At 44.7% G+C, this 21,971-nt stretch carries 20 protein-coding genes; 4 read left to right on the top strand and 16 right to left on the bottom strand.

Annotated elements, in window-relative coordinates:
- Window positions 1-80: 80 nt before the first annotated feature.
- The 6 genes from ispH to murJ all read right to left on the bottom strand — a co-directional run bounded on the left by ispH (window position 81) and on the right by murJ (window position 7,702).
- Complete coding sequence (gene ispH / locus AC5O63_RS15915; protein ID WP_494505567.1) at window positions 81-1,046, bottom strand: 4-hydroxy-3-methylbut-2-enyl diphosphate reductase; 966 nt, start codon at window positions 1,044-1,046, stop codon at window positions 81-83.
- Window positions 1,047-1,072: 26 nt separating this feature from the next.
- Window positions 1,073-1,504: an FKBP-type peptidyl-prolyl cis-trans isomerase gene (gene fkpB / locus AC5O63_RS15910; RefSeq protein ID WP_494505566.1), complete on the bottom strand. Its 432-nt coding sequence runs from the start codon at window positions 1,502-1,504 to the stop codon at window positions 1,073-1,075.
- Window positions 1,505-1,644: 140 nt separating this feature from the next.
- Window positions 1,645-2,154 carry a signal peptidase II gene (gene lspA / locus AC5O63_RS15905; protein WP_494505565.1) on the bottom strand — a complete coding sequence of 170 codons (510 nt, stop codon included), beginning with the start codon at window positions 2,152-2,154 and terminating at the stop codon, window positions 1,645-1,647.
- A gap of 65 nt (window positions 2,155-2,219) precedes the next feature.
- Window positions 2,220-5,048, bottom strand: coding sequence for an isoleucine--tRNA ligase (ileS, locus tag AC5O63_RS15900; protein WP_494505564.1), 2,829 nt, complete (start codon window positions 5,046-5,048; stop codon window positions 2,220-2,222).
- A gap of 55 nt (window positions 5,049-5,103) precedes the next feature.
- A complete protein-coding gene (gene ribF, locus AC5O63_RS15895) occupies window positions 5,104-6,048 on the bottom strand; it encodes a bifunctional riboflavin kinase/FAD synthetase (protein WP_239826710.1) in 945 nt (314 codons plus the stop codon).
- A gap of 91 nt (window positions 6,049-6,139) precedes the next feature.
- Window positions 6,140-7,702 carry a murein biosynthesis integral membrane protein MurJ gene (gene murJ / locus AC5O63_RS15890; protein WP_494505563.1) on the bottom strand — a complete coding sequence of 521 codons (1,563 nt, stop codon included), beginning with the start codon at window positions 7,700-7,702 and terminating at the stop codon, window positions 6,140-6,142.
- 247 nt (window positions 7,703-7,949) lie between these two features.
- Here murJ and rpsT point away from each other — a divergent pair, with 247 nt between their 5' ends.
- Window positions 7,950-8,210, top strand: a complete 261-nt coding sequence (gene rpsT, locus AC5O63_RS15885; protein WP_004744855.1) for a 30S ribosomal protein S20 — start codon at window positions 7,950-7,952, stop codon at window positions 8,208-8,210.
- A gap of 95 nt (window positions 8,211-8,305) precedes the next feature.
- Here the strand turns inward: rpsT and AC5O63_RS15880 are convergent, their stop codons facing one another.
- Window positions 8,306-8,605 carry an ArsR/SmtB family transcription factor gene (locus AC5O63_RS15880; RefSeq protein WP_004744856.1) on the bottom strand — a complete coding sequence of 100 codons (300 nt, stop codon included), beginning with the start codon at window positions 8,603-8,605 and terminating at the stop codon, window positions 8,306-8,308.
- A gap of 171 nt (window positions 8,606-8,776) precedes the next feature.
- On the bottom strand, window positions 8,777-9,667 hold the full coding sequence (gene nhaR, locus AC5O63_RS15875) for a transcriptional activator NhaR (RefSeq protein WP_004744857.1): 891 nt from the start codon (window positions 9,665-9,667) through the stop codon (window positions 8,777-8,779).
- Between the two features lie 410 nt (window positions 9,668-10,077).
- Between nhaR and AC5O63_RS15870 the strand changes: the two genes are divergently transcribed.
- Complete coding sequence (locus tag AC5O63_RS15870; RefSeq protein ID WP_004744858.1) at window positions 10,078-11,223, top strand: Na/Pi symporter; 1,146 nt, start codon at window positions 10,078-10,080, stop codon at window positions 11,221-11,223.
- Between the two features lie 423 nt (window positions 11,224-11,646).
- Here AC5O63_RS15870 and AC5O63_RS15865 read toward each other — a convergent pair whose 3' ends face one another.
- Genes AC5O63_RS15865 through rppH form a run of 5 tightly spaced genes read right to left on the bottom strand, consistent with a single transcriptional unit; the run spans window position 11,647 to window position 16,953 of the window.
- Window positions 11,647-12,498 (bottom strand): thymidylate synthase, encoded by an 852-nt coding sequence (locus tag AC5O63_RS15865; protein WP_239826714.1) that lies wholly within the window; start codon window positions 12,496-12,498, stop codon window positions 11,647-11,649.
- Between the two features lie 9 nt (window positions 12,499-12,507).
- On the bottom strand, window positions 12,508-13,329 hold the full coding sequence (gene lgt, locus AC5O63_RS15860) for a prolipoprotein diacylglyceryl transferase (protein ID WP_069667527.1): 822 nt from the start codon (window positions 13,327-13,329) through the stop codon (window positions 12,508-12,510).
- Between the two features lie 56 nt (window positions 13,330-13,385).
- Window positions 13,386-14,150 (bottom strand): sulfite exporter TauE/SafE family protein, encoded by a 765-nt coding sequence (locus tag AC5O63_RS15855; protein WP_486795676.1) that lies wholly within the window; start codon window positions 14,148-14,150, stop codon window positions 13,386-13,388.
- Between the two features lie 35 nt (window positions 14,151-14,185).
- A complete protein-coding gene (gene ptsP, locus AC5O63_RS15850; protein WP_494505562.1) occupies window positions 14,186-16,432 on the bottom strand; it encodes a phosphoenolpyruvate--protein phosphotransferase in 2,247 nt (748 codons plus the stop codon).
- A 2-nt stretch (window positions 16,433-16,434) separates the two neighbouring features.
- Window positions 16,435-16,953: an RNA pyrophosphohydrolase gene (gene rppH, locus AC5O63_RS15845; protein ID WP_004744863.1), complete on the bottom strand. Its 519-nt coding sequence runs from the start codon at window positions 16,951-16,953 to the stop codon at window positions 16,435-16,437.
- A gap of 620 nt (window positions 16,954-17,573) precedes the next feature.
- Here rppH and mutH point away from each other — a divergent pair.
- A complete protein-coding gene (mutH, locus tag AC5O63_RS15840) occupies window positions 17,574-18,239 on the top strand; it encodes a DNA mismatch repair endonuclease MutH (RefSeq protein ID WP_494505561.1) in 666 nt (221 codons plus the stop codon).
- Here the strand turns inward: mutH and AC5O63_RS15835 are convergent.
- Window positions 18,236-18,547: a DUF6482 family protein gene (locus tag AC5O63_RS15835; RefSeq protein WP_004744865.1), complete on the bottom strand. Its 312-nt coding sequence runs from the start codon at window positions 18,545-18,547 to the stop codon at window positions 18,236-18,238. The two genes, mutH and AC5O63_RS15835, sit on opposite strands and share 4 nt — an antisense overlap.
- Before the next feature lie 128 nt (window positions 18,548-18,675).
- Here AC5O63_RS15835 and AC5O63_RS15830 point away from each other — a divergent pair, with 128 nt between their 5' ends.
- Window positions 18,676-19,710, top strand: a complete 1,035-nt coding sequence (locus tag AC5O63_RS15830; RefSeq protein WP_494505560.1) for an NADP(H)-dependent aldo-keto reductase — start codon at window positions 18,676-18,678, stop codon at window positions 19,708-19,710.
- A gap of 48 nt (window positions 19,711-19,758) precedes the next feature.
- On the opposite strand, the gene AC5O63_RS15825 is transcribed toward AC5O63_RS15830, so the two are convergent.
- Window positions 19,759-20,010 carry a hypothetical protein gene (locus AC5O63_RS15825; RefSeq protein WP_004744867.1) on the bottom strand — a complete coding sequence of 84 codons (252 nt, stop codon included), beginning with the start codon at window positions 20,008-20,010 and terminating at the stop codon, window positions 19,759-19,761.
- Window positions 20,011-20,508: 498 nt separating this feature from the next.
- A complete protein-coding gene (gene vpsR, locus AC5O63_RS15820) occupies window positions 20,509-21,843 on the bottom strand; it encodes a cyclic-di-GMP-binding transcriptional regulator VpsR (RefSeq protein WP_171325725.1) in 1,335 nt (444 codons plus the stop codon).
- Window positions 21,844-21,971: the final 128 nt, after the last annotated feature.

Below are 21,971 nucleotides of genomic sequence, written 5' to 3'. Positions count from 1 at the left end.
CAAACTAGATATTTAAAAACAGGTACAAAAAAGCCCCTAACTTAAGAGTAAGTTAGGGGCTGGATTAAGATTCAACTCAGTTAGTCGACTTGTTTAATTTGTAGCTCTTTAGGCACTTCAAAGAACATGTTTTCTTCACGGCCTTGGATCTCTTCGACAGAGCGCGTGCCTACCAGCTCTTTAATACGATCTAGGATCTTGTTAACCAGTTCTTCTGGCGCAGAAGCTCCGGCGGTTACGCCGACTCTCACTTTACCTTCAAACCACTTAGGCTCGATGTCTTCAGGGCAATCGGTCAGGTAACCCGGTGTGCCTAGTTTCTCTGCAAGCTCTTTTAAGCGAGTAGAGTTAGATGAGTTTTTAGAGCCAACCACAATCACAACATCGACATCAGTTGCCATTTCACGCACGGCATCTTGACGGTTTTGCGTTGCGTAGCAGATATCATCTTTACGAGGGCCTTGAATATCAGGGAATACGCGTCGCAGCTCTTCAATCACATCTGCAGTTTCATCCACAGACAGTGTTGTTTGGCTAACGTAGTGTAAGTGACTTGGATCTTTCACTTTCTCTTTTAAGCTAACCACGTCTGCCGGAGTTTCAACTAGGTACATGCCACCTTGCTCACTCGCATATTGCCCCATGGTTCCTTCGACTTCAGGGTGGCCTGCGTGTCCTATCAGTACCACTTCCATATGCTTACGGCTTGCGCGCGCCACTTCCATATGAACTTTAGTCACCAATGGGCAAGTGGCGTCGAACACGGTTAAATCACGCTCTTTGGCTTCTTTACGTACCGCTTGAGATACACCATGAGCCGAGAAGATTACGATGTTGTCATCAGGTACTTCATGTAACTCTTCAACAAAGATAGCGCCACGTTGTTTTAGCCCTTCCACCACAAATCGGTTGTGTACCACTTCATGGCGTACGTAGATTGGCGGTTGGTACATTTCGAGTGCTCGCTCAACAATGCTGATCGCGCGATCAACACCGGCACAAAAGCCACGTGGGTTAGCTAACTTAATTTTCATTTCATTGCTCATGATGATTATATTTTCGCTTTGGCTCGCTATTCTACTGACAAAATTTCAACTTCAAAAGTCACATCTTGTCCTGCTAGAGGGTGGTTAAAGTCAACGGTCACTGAGTCCCCAGCAATTTCTTTAATGATTCCAGGAATTTCCATCCCATCAGGGCCTGAAAACGCCATAATCGTTCCTACTTCAACTTCTGCGTCACCAACAAACTTAGTTCTGTCCATATGGTGGATATTGTCTGGGTTAGGCATACCAAACGCGTCGTGCGCTTTAAGCTCAATGGCCTTTTTCTCGCCACTACTGAGCCCGAGAAGACACTGTTCAAAGTTATCACTCAAGCTGCCATCACCAATCACTAGCTTGGCTGGTTTTCCCATATTGTGGGTACTATCGGCAACAGAGCCATCTTTCATTTTAATGGTAAAGTGCAGAGTTACTGCTGAATCTTGGGCAATGGTAGTCACGTTACTGCTTCCTTGAGGTCGTTATTTTTATAGGTGTATACCCTAAATAGTTGAAGCTGCGGCTTCAAATATGACGGGTATACTAAAAAGCGCTACCGGAATCAACCGACAGCGCCTAGGGTTATTCAATTTATCACGAATTAGGCTTTGGCATCTTCTTTCTTGCGAAAGCCATCAAGAATAATCATTGCTGCACCAATACAGATAGTGGTATCGGCTAAGTTAAATGCAGGCCAATGATAATTACCCCAGAAGAAGTCTAGGTAGTCGACCACAAAGCCATGGACAACACGGTCAAACACATTGCCCACAGCACCACCAATAATCATGGCGTAAGCAATGTTGTTCCATTTTTCTTGTGCCGGAAGTTTGCTCATCCAGTATGTCAGCATACCCGTTACCGCAAACGCGATACCAGTAAATAGCCAACGTTGCCAACCCGCTTGGTCGCTCAAAAAGCTAAACGCAGCACCATAGTTATGGACATACAATAGATTAAAGAAAGGCAGTACCTCAATTCGATTCGCCCAGCCATAACCCATGTTATCCATTACGAATAGCTTGATGCCAATATCCGCAAGGAAAATAACCAAGGCTAGCCACAGCCAACGTACGCCTGATTGCTTTAGAGTAAATGTTTGTTCGCTCATAAAGTTCCTAAAAATAACCCCAGTAGATACTGGGGCTAGATTATTTTAATAAAGTTCCGCTAATCTTAAGCGAATTTGCGCACTTCGCCTTCGCCATCAACGTTAGACACACAACGACCACAGATCTTCTCGTGACCTTCGATTGTGCCAACATCTGGAGTGTGGTGCCAACAGCGGTCACACTTCTCGTTTTCAGTTGCTTTCACTTCAACGAATAGACCTTCGACATCTGTTGCTTGCGCCGCTTCTGACTTCTCGCTAAGAGGCTTAACAACTGCTGCTGAAGTTAGTAGAGCAAAGCGTAGCTCATCTTCCAGCTTGCTTAGTTTCGCCGCTAGTGCATCATCAGCGTAAAGCGTCACTTCAGCTTGCAGAGAACCACCAATGGTCTTCTCTTTACGAGCGTCTTCTAACAGTTTGTTCACACCACCACGAACCGCTTGGATTTCAGCCCAGAATTCGTTGTTAAGCTCTTCGCCTTCAGTTAAGCCGAACAGACCTTCATACCACTCGCCTGTGAAGACAAACTTATCGCGCTCGCCTGGCATCTCGTTCCAGATCTCGTCTGCTGTGAATGACATGATTGGTGCCATCCAACGAACAAGTGCTTCCACGATGTAGTAAAGCGCTGTCTGACAGCTACGTTGAGCGTGGCCACCAAGTTTCGCTGTGTACTGACGGTCTTTAATCACGTCTAGGTAGAATGAGCCCATTTCGATAGAACAGAACTGCATTAAGCGCTGTGTTACTGCGTGAGTGTTGTACTCACCGTAAGCTTTAACGATCTCTTCTTGTGCCTCTAGTGCACGACCTACAGCCCAACGGTCTAGAGCAACCATTTCTTCAGCAGGAACGAGATCCGTTGCTGGGTTAAAGCCGCTTAGGTTAGCAAGGAAGAAACGTGCTGTGTTACGGATACGACGGTACGCATCTGCAGAACGTTTTAGGATTTCATCAGAAACCGCAACTTCACCTGTGTAGTCAGTTGAAGCAACCCATAGACGCAGGATATCTGCACCTAGCTTATTAGTTACATCTTTTGGCGCAACTACGTTACCGATAGATTTCGACATCTTACGACCTTGACCGTCAACCACGAAACCGTGAGTAAGCACTTGCTTGTATGGAGCTTCGTCTTTCATCGCGATTGATGAAATGAGTGAAGACTGGAACCAGCCACGGTGTTGGTCAGAGCCTTCTAGGTATAAGTCTGCTGACGCGCCGTTGTACTCTTCACGAGCATCAACAACTGAGTAGTGAGTCACACCTGAATCGAACCATACGTCTAGCGTATCGAGTACTTTCTCGTACTTATCCGCTTCTTCACCTAGTAGGTCAGAGATTTCTAGATCCCACCAAGCTTGAATGCCTTTCTCTTCAACTAACTGAGCCACTTTCTCAATCAGCTCTAAAGTGTTTGGATGAAGCTCTGCCGTTTCTTTGTGAACGAATAGAGCGATTGGCACACCCCAAGTACGTTGACGAGAGATACACCACTCTGGGCGACCTTCAATCATACCTTCGATGCGGCTTTGCCCCCACTCAGGCATCCACTCAACACCTTTGATTGACTCTAGTGCTTTTGCACGTAGACCCGCTTGGTCCATAGATACGAACCATTGTGGCGTTGCACGGAAGATGATTGGAGTTTTGTGTCTCCAACAGTGCGGGTAGCTATGCTCGTAAGCGTGGTGATGTAGCAGCGCGCCTTTCTCTTTTAGCGTTTCAACAACTGCATCATTCGCTTTGAATACGTGTTGGCCAGCAAATAGCTCAGTATCCGGCAGGTAAACACCGTTTGAACCTACTGGGTTAGCCACTTCTAGGTTGTATTTGTTACCGACTGCAAAGTCTTCTTGACCGTGGCCAGGTGCTGTGTGAACCACACCAGTACCAGAATCCGTGGTTACGTGATCGCCAAGGATCGCAGGAACCGTGAAGTCGTAGAATGGGTGATTGAACTGAGATAGCTCAAGGTCGCTACCTTTTGCAAAGCCAAGATTATGGAAGTGCTCGATACCCGCACGATCCATCACATCTTTCGCTAGCTCAGAAGCAACAATGATGCGCTCCTTCGACTCACCTTCTACTTGGATCAATACGTACTCTAGATCATCACGTAGACATACTGCGCGGTTTGCTGGCAGTGTCCAAGGTGTGGTTGTCCAGATAACAATTGAGATATCGCCTTCGCCTTCATGACCTTCGTTCAATGAGAACTTAGATAGAAGTGCTGCTTCATCGGCCGCTTTAAAGCGTACGTCGATAGATGGAGAAACTTTATCTTTGTACTCTACTTCTGCTTCAGCAAGTGCAGAGCCACAGTCTGTACACCAGTGAACTGGTTTGAAACCTTTTAGTAGGTGGCCGTTATCAGCAATCTTACCCAGTGCACGGATGATGTTTGCTTCAGTCGCAAAATCCATAGTGCGGTAAGGCTTATCCCACTCACCCATGATACCTAGGCGTTTGAAGCTCTCTTTTTGACCTTCTACCTGACCTGCCGCGTACTTACGACACTCTTCACGGAACTCAGCCGCAGAGATTTTTTGGCCTGGTTTGCCTTTTTTCTTTTCTACCATTAGTTCAATTGGTAGACCGTGACAGTCCCAACCAGGAATGTACGGTGCATCAAAACCAGAAAGTGTTTTGGATTTAATAATAATGTCTTTAAGAATCTTGTTTAGTGCGTGACCAATGTGAATGTCACCATTCGCGTATGGAGGGCCATCGTGTAGAACGAAAGATTTTTTGCCTTTCTTCGCTTTACGGATCTCACCGTAAAGGTCTTCTTTATACCAACGCTTAAGCATTTCTGGCTCACGATTTGCCAGATTGCCACGCATCGGAAACCCTGTTTCAGGAAGGTTCAGGGTATCTTTATACTCACTCATCGATTCTTAATTCCGTTGTGTTGGGTGACAGTTAGACATTATGCCAAGCAGCGAACTAAACCGCTTGGGCTTTATACTGACGCAGCCACACCCTTGCTGCTTCAGCATCCAATTCAATTTGTTGTTTCAAAGCTTCGAACGATTCGAATTTATGTTCGTCGCGAATCTTATCTAAAAGTACGATTTCTAGCTGTTTGCCATATAAGTTGGCTTTAAAGTCGAATAAATGTACTTCGAGTTGTTGGCGTACGCCATTAACTGTTGGTCTATTGCCGATATTGGCAACACCGCCGACAGGTTCTTCGCCCAAGCCTAGAGCTTGAACGGTATACACGCCAGAAACTGGCGACACGCAACGTTTTAGTGGAATGTTCGCCGTCGGGAAACCGATCGTTCTGCCGAGTTTTCTCCCGTGAGAAACTCGTCCACTAATACTGTAATCACGCCCAAGCATTTCGGCTGCTTGCTCAAGCTTGTCTTGCGCTAAGGCTTCTCTAATCGCAGTGCTGCTTACACGTAATTGTTGTAAACAGAAGCTTTGAGTGCTTACCACTTCAAAACCGTACTTTCTGCCTGCTTCTTGCAGCATGGCAAAATTGCCTTTTCGACCACGACCAAAGCAGAAATCATCACCTACGACGAGAAACTTAACACCCAAACGCTTCACCAACAAGTCACTAATAAACTCGTCAGCACTTTGATTAGCGAATTGATGATTAAAGTTCACACAAAGCAGCCTTTCGATATTCAATTTGCTCAACTGAACAAACTTATCTCTAAGACGCGTTAAGCGCGCTGGCGCTTTGTCTTTAGCAAACAGCTCCAATGGTTGAGGGTCAAATGTCATTACAATTGAAGGCAAACTTAATTGTTTAGCTTGCTCAGACACTTGGCGTAAAACTTCTTGATGTCCGAGGTGAACACCATCGAAATTCCCGATCGTCAACACACACCCTTGATGGTGTGGTTTGATGTTGTGAATACCTCGAATCAATTCCATTGGAGACTACTAAAAACTTGTTTATTGATTATAAATTCTCAAAAAAAGAATTAACGTTGCGTGAAACTGACGGATTATATACTAATCACCCTTATTCTGTCGCTGCTTTTAGATCTTTTAAACGAACATCCATTATAAGCAGTGACAACAGGTAAACACCCGCGCCTAATCCTATCAATGCCGTTAACCACATCACTCGCTCTAGCAATGTCCAAGTCAGCCACACATTCATATCTTCTAACTGCCACAAAATCGCGCCAACCATCAGACCACCAGCAATAACAAGCTTGGCTATAAACAGTAACGTTCTTTTGGTTAGGTGATAGACACCCGCAATGTGCAAGCCTCTATATAGAAGAGACATATTCACAAAGGCAGACAGTGCGGTTGCAATGGCAAGACCAACGTAACCATAGAACCAAGCGAAGATAGCATTGAAAACCATATTGGTTACCATCGCAATAATGCCATATTTAACTGGCGTTTTGGTGTCTTGGCGCGAGTAGTAACCGGGAGCCAGTACTTTAATCAGCATAAAGTTGAGTAGGCCTGACGCGTAAGCAACCAGAGACATCGAGGCATAGTTCACGTCTTGAGGAGTAAACTCGCCACGCATAAACAGCACCATTAGCATAGGTTTGGCTAATACCATCAAACCAAGCATGGCAGGAATACCGAGCAAGGTGACCATACGTACGCCCCAATCCATGGTTTGTGCAAAGCCGTCACTATGATCATCCACATGCTTGCGAGATAACGCAGGCAGAATGACCGTCGCGATAGCGATACCAAATAGGCCAAGTGGAAACTCTAACAGGCGATCCGAGTAATAAAGCCAACTAATAGAACCTGTCTGAAGGAAACTGGCGATAAAGGTATCGAACAAGAGGTTGATTTGACTAACTGATACGCCAAATAGCGCCGGGATCATTAAGGTACGAATCTTAACCACGCCCGGATCGCGCCAACCCCACTTAGGTTTCACCATAACTCCCGCTTTAATCAGGAACGGGATCTGAAATAAAAACTGGACTAAGCCGCCAAGAAAAACGCCTATCGCTAGACCAATTTCTGGTTGTGATAATTGAGGCGCGATAAACCACGCCGATAAAATGATCATCACATTGAGAAAAACCGGCGTAAAAGAAGAGACAGCGAACTTACCTAACGTATTAAGAATCGCCCCCGACAAAGCGACAAAGGTGATAAACCATAGGTACGGGAAAGTAATTTTGAGCATTAAGCTTGCGAGCTCAAACTTTTCTGCCGAAGGTCCTCCGTTGAGCCAGTCTAAGAACCAGCCAAAACCAAATAGCGCCGTCACCACACCAGAACCTAAAACGCCAAGTACAGTAACAATAGAGACAATAACGCCTAATGTACCTGCTGCTCTCGCGATGAGCTGACGAGTTTTGTCTATCTCTCCGGCGGCATGGTATTCCGTCAAGACAGGAACAAAGGCTTGAGAAAATGCGCCTTCAGCAAATAGACGCCTTAGAAAGTTGGGGATTTTATTAGCAAAGAAGAAGACATCGGCACTGGCCCCTGCCCCCATAAGGTTGGCAACAACAACATCTCGAACTAAGCCTAAAACTCGAGAGATCAAGGTCATAGCACTAACTATCATGCCTGACTTGAGTAGGCGTTTACTCACATTTACCTCGGGAATCAAAAATTTTGCTCTACTTTACAACAGGAATGTCATAACCAGAGCAGATTAGTATTAGCATTGAAAAAAAAATACTGTTAGAATCCCCGCCATCTTAACCGTGAAGACCTTTCAAACCAAAATTAGTTTGGCTCGATTGGTTTTTGCACAAATTATTTGACATTTAAGCGCAAATGAGGGATATTCCTCGCCCTTAAATTGTCACTGAACTAAGTTTTTGGGAGTTAGACCCTTGGCAAATAGTAAATCTGCTAAGAAGCGCGCTATCCAGGCTGAGAAACGTCGTCAGCACAACGCTAGCCGTCGCTCAATGATGCGTACTTACATGAAGAAAACTGTTGCTGCTATCGAAGCAGGCGACAAAGCTGCTGCAACTGAAGCATTTGCTGCAGTTACACCAATCCTAGACCGCATGGCTACTAAAGGCCTTATTCACAAGAATAAAGCTGCACGTCATAAGTCTCGTTTCGCTGCTGCAATCAAAGCTCTTTAATAGAACTCTGATTTCCCAGTGAAAGAAAAAACCGGCAATTGCCGGTTTTTTTATATCTAAATTTCGAGGCTAAACAACAAACCTCGATAAATCTGCTATTTCTCTGAACAGTAAAGGTCGTGTAGCAACTGAATCATTGCCTTCACTTCTTCACTACTCAAAGTGTAATAAACTGTCTGTGCCTCTTTTCGAGTATTCACCAAACCATCTCTTCGCAACCACGCTAGGTGCTGAGATAAAGCGGATTGGCTTAGCTCCAACTTACTGCACAATTCCCCTACTGACAGCTCTTGATTGTGTAATAAGCACAAGATCTGAAGACGCCTCTCATTGGCCATCGCCTTAAGCAGTACTACAGCCTGAGCAGAGTTCTTTTCCATCTCTTGTAGATTCATCGGCCACTACCTCTTCCTACAACAATACTTCTACAAACATCAGCCTTACACAATAAGTAACGCTGTCGATCAGTCACCAGATTCACTGTGTATTTAATTATATTAGAGTGAATTATTTCAAATATTAATCGAATTGTAACAACTAATCTATTTGTTCAAATAGATCGGAGTCTAATTAAATAGGGTTGTGAAATCTGCATCACAAACATTCTTCACCGCTGGGTGCTGAATCATACGCTCCGCAAATATGACATAGTACTCTTCTTTTAACTCATCAATATGACCGATAAGTTGTAGAGGAAGGTCGCTTTCGACTTCAGACATATAGATAGAAGGGGCTAAGAAAATCACATCATGGTGGTAACGAGCAAAGGCTTTCATTAAAGCGACGTCGTCAAATTCACCTAAGATATTAGGCTGCAACCCCTGACGGTCAAACCACTGCAACACTTTACGTCCCATCGCTGTACGGCTACCGGGAATAAGCAGTTTGCGCTGCTCTAATACTGCAGGAAAGCTGACATTATCGACGTTACCTGAACAGAAGAAGCTCATATTGGATTCACCGAGCTTTTTGCTGTACAGACCAGGGCTCTGACTAGAGTCGACTGGGCAATCAGACAAAATCATATCCAGCTTATGCTGTGCGAGTTGCTCTAGTAGCATCTCGTGAGTTGATTCGAAACAGCGTAAATGAATACTGTTATCTTCAGGAACGGTGGTTAGGAGTATTTTACTCACTAGTCGCTTTGATAAGGCATCTGCCACACCGACATCAAATAGAATGTTAGAACGCTGACTGTAGTTAACAATATCTAGCATCTCATAGCTCAGGCCAAACATTCGGTCGGCATACTTAAACACTAGCTGCCCAAGCTCAGTAGGTTCAACGCTACGGCCATTTCGCTTAGTTAACTTGCCATCCATACGCTCTTCTAGCGCTTTAATCTGCCCAGTCACAGTTTGCGGGGTGAGAAACAGAGCATCGGCTGCCTTAGTAACAGAGCCTTGTTTGCATACCATCCAGAAGTAATAAAGATGGTTGTAGTTTAAGTGCGACATAGAGAAATACTCTTCTTATTTTAGTGTGTAGGTTATAGCAAATGCAGCGCGTGACAACAATAACTCGACAAAACCTACTTTATACTTATTTATCGTAACTTTTACCGAAACCAGGATTATGAATATGACAATGAGTTGTCACAAACAGGCGAACAATCGAAAATTTTCTGCGATTTTTTCGATTCTAATCACATCCTAAACAGACTCATTTTCTTGAACATAAAGCCAATAAAAACAAAAGCTTATATAGTGCGTAAATTTCAAATTACAGCAATTAACTTACTGCTCAGTTAAAAAAAATTCTATTACACAGAACTGTAATATTACTGAAATATTTCCCCTCTAACATCGCCCTCAGTTTCAACAACAGACCAAAACTAAGACATTAACGGTCCACGGAGAAAATGATTATGAACCAAGCTACTACTACAGCGGCGCCAATTTCGAGCACTACTCGCTGGTTGCGCTGGGCTAACTTGGCATTCATGTTGTATCTGCTACTTCTAGCGGTATCTATGGTAGGCAGTGGTTTCAAATGGGCAACCGGCGATCAAGCTAAGGTTCTATTTGAATTTGCATCTCACCCAGTAGCAGGTTTGATGATCGGTCTAGTCGCAACAGCACTTATCCAATCTTCAAGTACAGTAACTTCTATTATCGTGGGCCTAGTGGCCGGCGGTCTTCCGGTAGAAACAGCTATCCCTATGGTGATGGGTGCGAACATCGGTACAACAGTAACCAACACTCTAGTTTCACTAGGTCACGTTCGTTGCAAAGAAGAGTTTAAGCGCGCATTTGCAAGTGCGACTATCCACGACTTCTTTAACCTATTAGCGGTTGCGATCTTCCTACCTATCGAAATGATGTTTGGTATTCTTGATAAGATCTCACACTGGTTAGTATCTCCATTCCTAGCAACTGGCGATATGAGCATTAAAGGTTTGAACTTCATTAAGCCTCTAACTAAGCCAGTAGTCAGCGCAGTTAAAGAGCCACTAGCAACATTCGGTGACCAAATGGGTGGTATCTTGCTTATCGTATTAGGTATCGCGACTATCTTCGTAGCAATCACTGTAATGGGTAAGCTAATGAAGAGCCTAATGGTTGGCCGTGCTCGTGAGATTCTAAAGAACGCAATTGGTCGTGGCCCAATCCACGGTATCTTCTCTGGTTCTATCGTAACAGTACTTGTACAGTCTTCTTCTACGACTACAAGTCTAATGGTTCCACTAGTAGGTTCTGGTGTACTTAAAGTACGTGACGTTTACCCATTCACTCTAGGTGCAAACATCGGTACTTGTATCACCGCTCTATTAGCAGCGACAGCAGTATCAGGTGAGTTTGCGGTATTCGCACTACAGATTGCTCTAGTACACCTAGTGTTCAACATCATGGCGACCGTATTCATCTACGGTATTCCGTTCCTACGTGAACTACCTGTAAAAGGTGCTGACTTAATCTCTGACATGGCTGTGAAGAACAAAGCGGTTGTAGCTGGTTATCTATTAGCAGTGTTCGTTGCACTGCCAGGCACAATCCTAGCGCTGACAGCTTAATACAAAGACCATCGCTTATTACAAAGCCCGCAACTTAGGTTGCGGGCTTTTTGTGTTTAGGAAGAGGGATTCGGGAAAGAGGGATAAGGGAACGGGCTTCGCCCTACGGAGAGCTGGAGAGAACTTAAAGGGTTGGCACAATATACATATCAGCCTTTTGTTTTATTACCGTCATCCTCAAGAGCGAGGAACGAGAGAGTTGGGGATCTCTTATAGCAAGTTGAAAACCTTGAGAGATTCCCTACTCGCTCCTTCGTCACCCTATGGAATGACCCAATATGGTGTTGGTCTCCTCAATCTGGACAAAGCCCACTCCCGCCCTCCAAAAGCGCAGCGTTCCATAGGACGAAGTCCGTTCCCGCCTCCCTTCTCTTACAAAAAAGCCGCCCTATCTTGGGCGGCTTAGTAATTCATAACGTCTTGCTAGACTGAAAACGGATACTGAATCGGATCGTGGTGCTCGTAACCTTCAACCCAGAAGTCATCCAGTGTTACCCAAGTTTCCAAATCTTCTAGTGACTTAATCTCAGGATTAATATGAAACGTTGGTGCTTTTAGTGGCTCACGCTTTAGCTGTACATCACGCATCAGCTCAAGTTGATCTTCATAGATATGAGCGTTAACAATCTTGTGGTATGCCTGCCCTGCTTTCTTGCCCGTAATCTGAGCCATAATCGCAAGGAACACATACACTTGAACCATATTGAAGTTAAGCCCCAGAGGGACATCACAAGAGCGCTGAGTGCTGTTCAAGTACAAGGTATCACCTAGCAGGGAGAAGTGATGACTGTACATACACGGGCGCAGACAGCCCATATGGAACTCACCTGGGTTGTAGAAGTTTAGGATTTCACCACGGTCATCGACACCACGCGTTAAGTCATCAACGATTTTACGTAGCTGGTCGATATGACCGCCATCTGGCTTAGCCCAAGCACGACCTTGAACACCGTAAACGCGCCCCATATCATCTTCACCCTTACGGTAAGGATTATTGAGCCATGCTTCATTGAGGTTTGCGTTGGCATCCCAAGTTTTGGTGCCTAGCTTGCGAAAATCTTCGGCATTGTCGTAACCACGAATGTAACCAAGTAGCTCAGCAACCGCGGCTTTCCAGAAGCTTTTACGAGTCGTCACTAACGGGAACTGGTTGTTCGCGACATCGTAAGTTAGATCTGCATTGATCACCGTTAGGCAACGCTTGCCGGTGCGCTCATTTTCAATCCACTCACCTTGGTCAACGATACGCTGACAGAGATCTAAATACTGTTTCACACCAATTCCTTACTTCGTTTGTTGTGGGAGTTCATCTTTGTAATGGCCGCGCTTATACGCCCAAACCATCATCAGGATACCAATCAGCACCATAGGTAGAGATAAGATTTGTCCCATAGAGATAAATCCACCAAACAGACCTAAATGTGCATCCGGCTCACGTACGTATTCTACTAGGAAACGGAATGTACCATATCCCGCTAAAAATAGCCCTGATACTGCGCCTAGAGGACGTGGTTTCTTGATAAACCAGTTCAAGATAAAGAACAGCACGATCCCTTCGAGGAACATTTCATACAGCTGAGATGGGTGACGAGGAAGTGGACCACCATTAGGGAAGACAAATGCCCAAGGCACATCTGTAACGCGCCCCCATAGCTCACTGTTCATAAAGTTACCTAGTCGGCCCATTCCTAAACCAAACGGCACCAGCGGAGCAATGAAGTCCGCCACGCCAAAGAAGGTACGGCCATTCTTTTTCGCATACCAGAACATAGCGGTAATGACACCCAGTAGGCCGCCATGGAATGACATGCCACCTGTCCACACCTTAAATAGGTAAAGCGGGTCTTGGATGAAGAGATCAAAGTTGTAAAAGATAACGTAGCCGACTCGACCACCAATAACGACACCCAAGAATCCAGCGAACAGAAGATCCGAGACTTGCTCACGCGTCCAACCGCTATCTGCTTTGTCTGCTCGGCGATTCGCCAACCATAGAGCAAAGGCAAAGCCGACTAGATACATCAATCCATACCAACGGATAGAAAGCGGCCCAATGGACACAAGTACAGGATCGATATTTGGAAAAGTTAGATATCCCTGAGACATAGGTGGATTACTCTTTTTGAAGTTCTGACGATTTTATTTGTATAGATGAGAGTGCTCTAGAGCAACATAGTTCCAGCAACAAACATTAAAAAAACTGCAAATATTTTTTTCAAAGTTGGTGTAGGTAAGGATGTCGCTAGCTTTGCCCCAATGCGCGTCGTCAACATAGAGGTCGACGCAATCGCAACCAAAGCAGGCAGATAGACATAGCCGATACTGTAATCAGGCAGCGCATCGACTTTGTAGCCATGTAAGATAAAACCCGCCATGCCAGAGATAGCAATCATACAACCACAAACCGAAGACGAGCCTACCGCTTTACGCATTTCAATGCCATGGCTGTTGAGAAACGGGACAGACAATGAGCCGCCACCGATACCCGCTAAGCTCGAAACGACGCCAATCCCAGTGCCATAAACCATAGTAGTGGCACTACCCGGCATGGTTTTTTGTGATTTACCACGGATAGAAAATAGCATTTGAATAGCCAGCAGCAACACGATGACACCAAACACTTTAGGTAGGTATTGAGCAGGGATCCACTCAGCAACATTCGCACCCAAGAAACCACCGACCACCACACCGGGCATCAGCCACTTAACGACGAACATATCGACATTACCGAGTTTGAAATGGTTTAGAGCCGATGAGCCTGAGGTGGCAATAATGGTTGCAAGCGATGTTGCCAACGCAATCTGCATACTAATGCTGGCATCAATACCCGCTGCTGGTAAAAGAAAAAGCAGTGCTGGAACAACGATTAATCCACCACCAATACCGAGTAATCCTGCCATAACGCCAACGACAGCTCCAAGCAGCATAAAAGAAACAAGTAGTTCTATAGACACAATAATCCTTATTTTTTGCCCGCTCGAATAAAGCCGGCAAAGCCTTTACTTTCAAAAAATGATTGCATCATAGCATAAATGTCATGGCCGTAAGGTTGCATCAGCGCTTTGTCAGCAAGCGAACGTAATTCTTCCGTTTCAGTATGACGCAACAGGTACTTCACTTTTGCCACGTTCGACGTGTTCATACTCAAACTGCGGTAGCCCAAGCCAACCATTAAGAGTGCGCCAATTGGGTCACCGGCAAGTTCACCACAGATACATACAGGTAGGTTTAATTGCTGACAAGTTCGGTGAATATGGCTTAAAGCCATAATAACCGAGGGGTGCATTGACTCATAAACATCGGCCACTCGCGCATTGTTTCGGTCAACCGCAAGCAAGTACTGAGTTAAGTCGTTAGTACCGATAGATACAAAGTCTACTTTACTGGCAATCAGTGGCAGCAAGTAGATCATCGACGGTACTTCGATCATCACACCAATCTGAGGCATGGCGATCTGATCATCAAGCTCTGCCACCTCTTCATAGGCGCGCGTAATCAGTTCAATGGCATCATCAAGCTCTTGGGCTCCAGATACCATAGGCAGCAAAATACTTAGATTCTGATGCTTCGAGCTCGCTTTCATCATCGCCCGAATCTGCATTAAGAAGATGTCGGGATGATCGAGAGTAAAGCGAATACCACGCCATCCTAAGAATGGGTTATCTTCTTCAATAGGGAGATAAGGCAAGGCTTTGTCACCACCAACATCCAGCGTACGCATCACAACGCGCTTATTCGGATAACTGCTTAACACGGCTTGATACTGCTGAGTCTGCTCTTCTTCTGAAGGAAATCGGTGCTGCAGCAGAAATGAGATTTCAGTTCGGTACAGGCCTACCCCATCAACACCTTGGTTGATGGCAATATTAGTATCGGCACTTAACCCGGCATTCAACATCACTTCAATACGTTGGCCATCTTTGGTAAATGCAGGCTCTTCAATGCGCTGATTAACCATATTAGCCAACTCGCGCTCTTCGTTAGCAAGGGCGCGATATTCACGTAGCAGTTGTCGATTGGGTGAAACAAGTATTTTACCGCTATAGCCATCAACAACGCCTTTCTTACCATTCAGTATTTTAGGGTTTAACGTGACACCCATGACCGCGGGGATACCTAATGCGCGCGACAAAATCGCCGCATGAGAGTTAGCTGCTCCCTCTAAAGAAATAACCGCCAACAGTTTCTCTTTAGGGATCGATGCCAATAGGGTCGCGGTGAGCTCACGCACGACTAAGATTACGGGTTTATCAAAGGACTGCTTTTCTTGGTCGGTATTATGCAAAAAGAATAATAACCGTTGGCCTAGCTCACGAATGTCTTGTGCTCGTTCTCTCAAGTAAACATCAGACATACGAGCAAAGCGGTTGGAGTAGGATTCAACCACTTGGCGCAGCGCCCAGTCTGCACGATCCCCCTTTTGGATTTGCGCTTTGAGGTCTTTGCGCAGCATAGGATCGTTAAGCAAGTGGGTAAAAAGATCGAATATCGCTAAAGCGTCTTTGTTTATCTCGCTATCAAGCTTTTTGCGCATGCGTCGAAAGTCATTCAACGCTTCTTCTATCGCTAGTAACAGCCACTCCTGCTCGCGATCAATATCTAATGTCGAAGCAGGATAAACATTACTCAGTTCAGGTTGGGTGTCATCCCACCAAAACTCGCCAATTGCCACACCAGAAGATGCCGGAACACCACGAATTGCTTGCTGTTTTTTCTCTAATCGCCAATGACCTTGAGTCTGGGCATGAGCGATAATCACAGCCAGCTGAGCGGCAAGTGTGACCAAAAACGACTCTTCCATCTCATCAAACTGACGCGGGGTCTTCTGCTGAACGACGAGTACGCCAAGCACTTGTTTACGGTAAATAATTGGGGTTCCGAGGAAGCTTTGATAAACCTCCTCTCCCAGCTCGGAGAAGTATTTAAAATTGGGGTGTTTGGAAGCTTCCGCTAGGTTAAGCGGCTCAGCACTGCGTTTAACAAGGCCAACCAAGCCCTCGCTAAATCGGATATGAATTTTATCGCCTTTAAAACGCAGGCCCTGAGTCGCCATTAACTCAAGACGCTGCATTTCTTCGTTAGCAAGATAGACGGTGCAACACTCAGTACTCATCGCACTGCATGTTTGTTTAACTAAAATATCTAAGGCCTGATGAACTTCTTCTACCTTAGAAACTTGTTCAACTATTTCCCTTAGTTGAGAAAGCATGTCTATCCTCTTCGGTGCTTACGTTTGCCTTTTACTTTACGCTGTTTAAATGGCATTGCCATTGATGCAAACTCTTTCATTGCGCGACGATAAACATCACGCTTAAAAGAAACCACTTGTCTGACTGGATACCAATAGCTTACCCAACGCCAACCATCAAACTCAGGGGAACTGCCACGCAACATATCAATTCGTGATTCATCACAATCGAGTCGCAGCAGAAACCATTTCTGTTTCTGACCGATACAAACAGGTTTTGAATCCCAACGAACAAGGCGCTTTGGTAGCTTATATCTTAACCAATGACGACTTGTCGCGACGATCTTTACGTCTTTCTTTGTAAGACCAACCTCTTCATACAACTCCCTATACATTGCCTGTTCAGGGGTTTCACCTTCATCAATTCCACCTTGAGGGAACTGCCAAGAGTGTTGTCCGTATCGTTTAGCCCAGAAGACCTGACCATGGCTGTTACAGATTACAATTCCCACATTTAAGCGGTAACCATCGCCATCTATCACTGGCCAACCTCTAATAAAATCTTTAATTACAGTGATTTTTCCACATATCCCCAGTAGGAGCAAACTTACTAGTGTGACTAGGGCAGAAAATATTGCTTTCACATCCTCCAATGGATAACTTTTAATCAAATTCGAGGTTACTCACACCACAGTGAGACATAGACCACATTTATTCACCTTTTCTGTGTATAACTATGTGAAGAATCAATGTGAAAGTGATCAATAGCTAACCAACTCATACTTTGGGGTAGCAAGAAGATCAAACCAAGAAAATTTAAATACATTAGAAACAATAACTTATAATAAAAATAAATTTAATTAGTTTGTCTCATAGAAGCATTTCTATCCACCAACACAGATCGGTCAAAGATCAACCACAGTTGATTTTATCCACACCACATAAGTTAAACCTAACTATATGACTAAAATTTCAAGTGTTTTTTCACCCTTAAACCCCTGTTTATTCATACATACCCGCGCCAATTTGCAAGTTTCTCCAACTAGGCTGTGGATAACCCTTTAATTGATGATCTTTCACTCACAACGATCATTCTCTCTACAGTCGTAATTTTCTTTCACTGAGTTACAATGAGCTCACTTTCCACACTGTTGCAATACCAATGAAGCCAGAACCGACCACAGAACAAGAACTGCTTGAACGAGCAAAAAGCATCGCAGGTGTTAGCTTTGCCGATCTGGCGGAGGAAGCCGAGATCGAAGTTCCACCGGATCTTCGTCGTGATAAAGGCTGGGTTGGACAGCTATTAGAATGGCACTTAGGGGCAACGGCAGGCAGTAAACCGACTCAAGATTTTGAGAAGCTGGGAATCGAGCTAAAAACCATTCCAATTGGGTACTCAGGAAAACCATTAGAAACGACCTTTGTTTGTGTCGCACCACTGATTGGCGTTCACGGTCTCACTTGGGAAACAAGCCATGTTCGCAATAAACTTTCCAGAGTGTTGTGGATTCCAGTAGAAGGCGAAAGAGAGATCCCACTAGCGGAGCGTTGCGTAGGTTCACCTTTGATCTGGTCGCCAAGCATCGAAGTAGAGCAACAACTTAAAGCTGACTGGGAAGAGCTGATGGAACTCATCGTACTAGGCCGAGTAGAGCAAATTAACGCTCGTCACGGTGAGGTTTTGCAGCTACGACCTAAAGCGGCGAATAGCCGAGTTTTGACCGAAGCCTATGGAGCAAGCGGTAAACCAATAAAAACGCTGCCAAGAGGATTCTATTTAAGAACTCAATTCACAGCGCGTATTCTTGAAAACCATTATGTTTAGTGCGTGGTAAGCGATAGCTCCACATCATGATACAGAGGACCGTCACTCGCACCACATTCATCATAAGCGTTATGTAAACGTAGGTATGCTCGTTCCACACCTAGTCTCAGTAACTCCTCTTTGACTAGCTCTAGCGAGTCGAAGTGCACTGGCTCATCATCAATCTTTATTGGCTCTATTTTGTGCTTATATTCAACGGCTAATAGATACTGGGATAAGTCTGAACAGCCAATCACAAACACCTTTGGTGGTTGATAGCTGTCTTTATGATGACCATGTATCCACTTATCTAACTGACTTTTTTGCATAGTTCACCTCCATTAATCAGTATTAGCCAACTTTGCAAAATTTGCGAATTTGTTACCCCTCGCTCTTTTCTAATCATACTCAAATCCCCTATAGTGGGATCACATACCTGTAACGACAAGGAAGATCGATGCAATACAACAAGTTACCCCATTCTACGTTGGAAGTGAGTAAGATCTGTCTTGGCACCATGACGTTTGGTGAGCAAAATACTGAGCAAGAAGCTTTTAGCCAGCTTGATTACGCACTTGAGCGCGGTGTGAATTTTATTGATACCGCAGAGATGTACCCTGTGCCGCCAAAAGCAAATACTCAGGGGTTAACCGAGCAGTACATTGGAAACTGGCTTGCTAAATCAGGTAAGCGAGAAAAAGTGGTGTTAGCCACCAAGGTTGCGGGTCCAAGAAACATCCCTTATATCCGCGAAAACATGAGTTTAGATCGGAAAAATATCCATCTTGCGATTGATGATAGCCTGAAACGGTTACAAACCGATTATGTTGATCTTTACCAACTACACTGGCCACAAAGGCAAACCAACTGTTTCGGTCAACTGAACTACCCCTACCCTGACGCTCAGGAAGAGGTGACATTAATTGAAACGCTCGAAGCGCTCGCTGAGCTAATTAAAGCAGGAAAAGTCCGCTATATCGGTGTTTCCAATGAGACACCGTGGGGCGTGATGACTCTGCTTCGATTAGCAGAAAAGCACGAGCTACCAAGGATTGTCTCGATTCAAAACCCTTACAACTTACTCAATCGAAGTTTTGAAGTAGGTTTGTCTGAAATAAGTCATTATGAAGGCGTTCAGCTGCTTGCTTATTCTCCACTCGCGTTTGGCTGTCTAAGTGGTAAATACCTAAATGGAGCCCGTCCTGAAGGGGCTCGATGCTCTCTTTTTGAACGCTTTGTTCGTTACTTTACTCCTCAAGGAGAACAAGCGACGCAAGCGTACGTCGATCTCGCAAGGCAACACGGTTTAGATCCGGCGCAAATGGCGTTGGCATTTGTTAACCAAAGGCCGTTTGTCGCATCCAACATCATTGGCGCGACAAACTTGGAACAGCTTAAATCAAATATTGATAGTTTAGATGTCGTATTAACAGATGAGTTGCTTCAAGGAATTCAAGAGATTGGGACGACTTACTCCAACCCTTGTCCATAATCTATCGTTACAGAAATAACGGGGCAGGTGAAGCGCCTGCCCCTGAGATTACGTTGGTATTCGCGCACTGAGTACACGACGAAGATGACGAATACGACGTTCGGCTTTGACGCTATCTGGTTCAGTAAATCCTATTGGACGACCATCTTGCTCAAGACCGATATCACGTAGCAAATGCTCGTTGTTCCAAGGTAAGTCGTAGGCACTACGACGTAGTTTACGTTTCCAATCACGCTCTTCTCGACGTAGATCCGCTTTGACCAAAAGAGTGGCAAGTTTTAGGTATACAGAATGACTCATGAGTTTTCTCCAGTTGAGTTTGAAGCTGGGAAAAGATCAACGAATCATGAGATCAAGAGTGTTTTAATTCGCTGCTTTTCCGCAGCCAATTAAAAAAAGGATACGGATTAATTACATGGTTTTATCTAGTTTTCGATCGGCTACAAACGTGTTGCGTTTAATAGCATCCATTGCGGGAATGGTTTGATCGACAGACGCACAGATAAATGATTGAACAGTGAAATGTTTCATTGTGCGCCTCCTAGCTAATGTATTAATCCAAATATTTTGATGGGTTTGAGCCTTAGCTCATGGTTAAATTCTATTCATATTAGGTGATATTTCAACCACCTTTCTGCATAAAATTTCAAAACAAATTTTTAACCTAAAAATAACCGGTTTGAGCTTTTGATTATAAGATATTCAGCCAAGGAATATTGCATGTGCAATAGATCATATCGGTAATATAAATAAAGCCGCGCTATCTCTAGCTCGGCTTTTTATTTACAAATCAATCAGCTATGCAGGTATGTCTGAAATTAGGTTGTGTTTGTTTAACAATCGATACATGGTTGCACGCGATACACCTAGCTCCTTTGCGGCCATCGACACCTGACCAGAGTGAGACTCTAGCACCAACAACAAGGCATCCCTTTCACTACGCTCACGAATACTCTTTAAGCTGCGGCGGCTATCACTACGCTTAGGTAGATCTAGATGTGGCTCGTCAAGCATCACGGTATCTGACATCAGCACGATACGTTTGATCTGATTCATCAGTTCGCGGACATTACCAGGCCAATGATAACGGGTCATGGCACGTGCTGCTTCTTCAGTAAAGCTACGCGCTTGAGCATTGTACTCTTTTGAGTACTCCTGCAAGAAGTGACGGGCAAGGATAGAGATATCCCCAGCACGTTCTTTTAGACTCGGAACATTAATACGCAGCACATTGATGTAGTGATAGAGCTCTTCGTTAAAATCACCATCAATCAAAGCTTTTTCAATATCTGCAGAGTTCGCCGCTAAAACGCGCACATCTACTTCCTTACGACCTGATGCAGTGTCTACCATCCCCTCTTGGAGGAAACGCAATAAATTAAACTGCTGCGAACGAGGTAAGGTGAGAATATCGTTGAGTAAGATCGTACCGCCATCCGCTCTCTCTAGAATTGATGGCTCGCTCATATCATCACGATTAATTCCGAATAAATCACTCTCTATTCGACGCTCCGACATCGCACGGCAGTTAACCGAGATAAACTCTTTATTTGCTCGCGCAGAGGTACGATGGACGGCACGGGCAACGGTTTCTTTACCTGTGCCATTTTCTCCGTAGATTAAGATACTGACATCAGTAGGACCAATGCGCTTAATCTGGTCACGTAGACGCTTAACAGGGATAGAGTCACCAATTAATCCCATGTCACTTTGATTGCCGTAATGTGGCCAAACTTTTTTCTCAAGTTTCAGCATACCTAATTGGTGACCAATGGTGCTAAGCAACTGAGCATCAGGAATTGGAGCGGTAAAAAAGTCGATACAGAAGTTAACGATAAATTGGCAAATAGTATCTGAGCTTAATTGAGACTCACGAATAAAGGCTAACCAGCGTACCTGTTTGTGTTTACTCACCAAATTAGCAATACCATTGAGACTGAACTCATCATGGCTGAGATCAACAATACCGATACAAGGGCCCGTTTCAGTAAACAGTGCATCGGCCTTGCGTAAATCACCACACTGAGTACATCTCCAACCTACTTGCTCTAAAACTGACAGCCAAGGCTCATAGGTTCCTCCCACTACAACCAACGAACCTGGAACGGAATCCATCCGGAATTGACTACCCATGAAGCTAGTTCCTTTTTATTGATAATATAAATGCTGTGCGCGTAAACACACATAAAATCGTATGTGGTTACATTATAGAGACTTACAGAGATAATCTGTCTCAAATATAAGACTAGCGGGGGAATCGC

The organism is Vibrio sp. SCP2 (genome assembly GCF_059295395.1).
The sequence above is the reverse complement of the archived record's forward strand: the minus strand, read 5'-3'. Positions and strand labels throughout refer to the sequence as shown.

Bases quoted from the DNA above. Each gene is read 5' to 3' on its own strand.
- AC5O63_RS15855 (WP_486795676.1), bottom strand. From the start codon at position 14,150: ATGCTGCTTGGAGCTGTCGTTGGCGTTATGGCAGGATTACTCGGTATT.
- AC5O63_RS15880 (WP_004744856.1), bottom strand. From the start codon at position 8,605: ATGAATCTACAAGAGATGGAAAAGAACTCTGCTCAGGCTGTAGTACTG.
- ribF (WP_239826710.1), bottom strand. From the start codon at position 6,048: ATGGAATTGATTCGAGGTATTCACAACATCAAACCACACCATCAAGGG.
- AC5O63_RS15870 (WP_004744858.1), top strand. From the start codon at position 10,078: ATGAACCAAGCTACTACTACAGCGGCGCCAATTTCGAGCACTACTCGC.
- ptsP (WP_494505562.1), bottom strand. From the start codon at position 16,432: ATGCTTTCTCAACTAAGGGAAATAGTTGAACAAGTTTCTAAGGTAGAA.
- mutH (WP_494505561.1), top strand. From the start codon at position 17,574: ATGAAGCCAGAACCGACCACAGAACAAGAACTGCTTGAACGAGCAAAA.
- AC5O63_RS15835 (WP_004744865.1), bottom strand. From the start codon at position 18,547: ATGCAAAAAAGTCAGTTAGATAAGTGGATACATGGTCATCATAAAGAC.
- nhaR (WP_004744857.1), bottom strand. From the start codon at position 9,667: ATGTCGCACTTAAACTACAACCATCTTTATTACTTCTGGATGGTATGC.
- lspA (WP_494505565.1), bottom strand. From the start codon at position 2,154: ATGAGCGAACAAACATTTACTCTAAAGCAATCAGGCGTACGTTGGCTG.
- ileS (WP_494505564.1), bottom strand. From the start codon at position 5,048: ATGAGTGAGTATAAAGATACCCTGAACCTTCCTGAAACAGGGTTTCCG.
- lgt (WP_069667527.1), bottom strand. From the start codon at position 13,329: ATGTCTCAGGGATATCTAACTTTTCCAAATATCGATCCTGTACTTGTG.
- vpsR (WP_171325725.1), bottom strand. From the start codon at position 21,843: ATGGGTAGTCAATTCCGGATGGATTCCGTTCCAGGTTCGTTGGTTGTA.
- ispH (WP_494505567.1), bottom strand. From the start codon at position 1,046: ATGAGCAATGAAATGAAAATTAAGTTAGCTAACCCACGTGGCTTTTGT.
- AC5O63_RS15825 (WP_004744867.1), bottom strand. From the start codon at position 20,010: ATGAGTCATTCTGTATACCTAAAACTTGCCACTCTTTTGGTCAAAGCG.
- AC5O63_RS15830 (WP_494505560.1), top strand. From the start codon at position 18,676: ATGCAATACAACAAGTTACCCCATTCTACGTTGGAAGTGAGTAAGATC.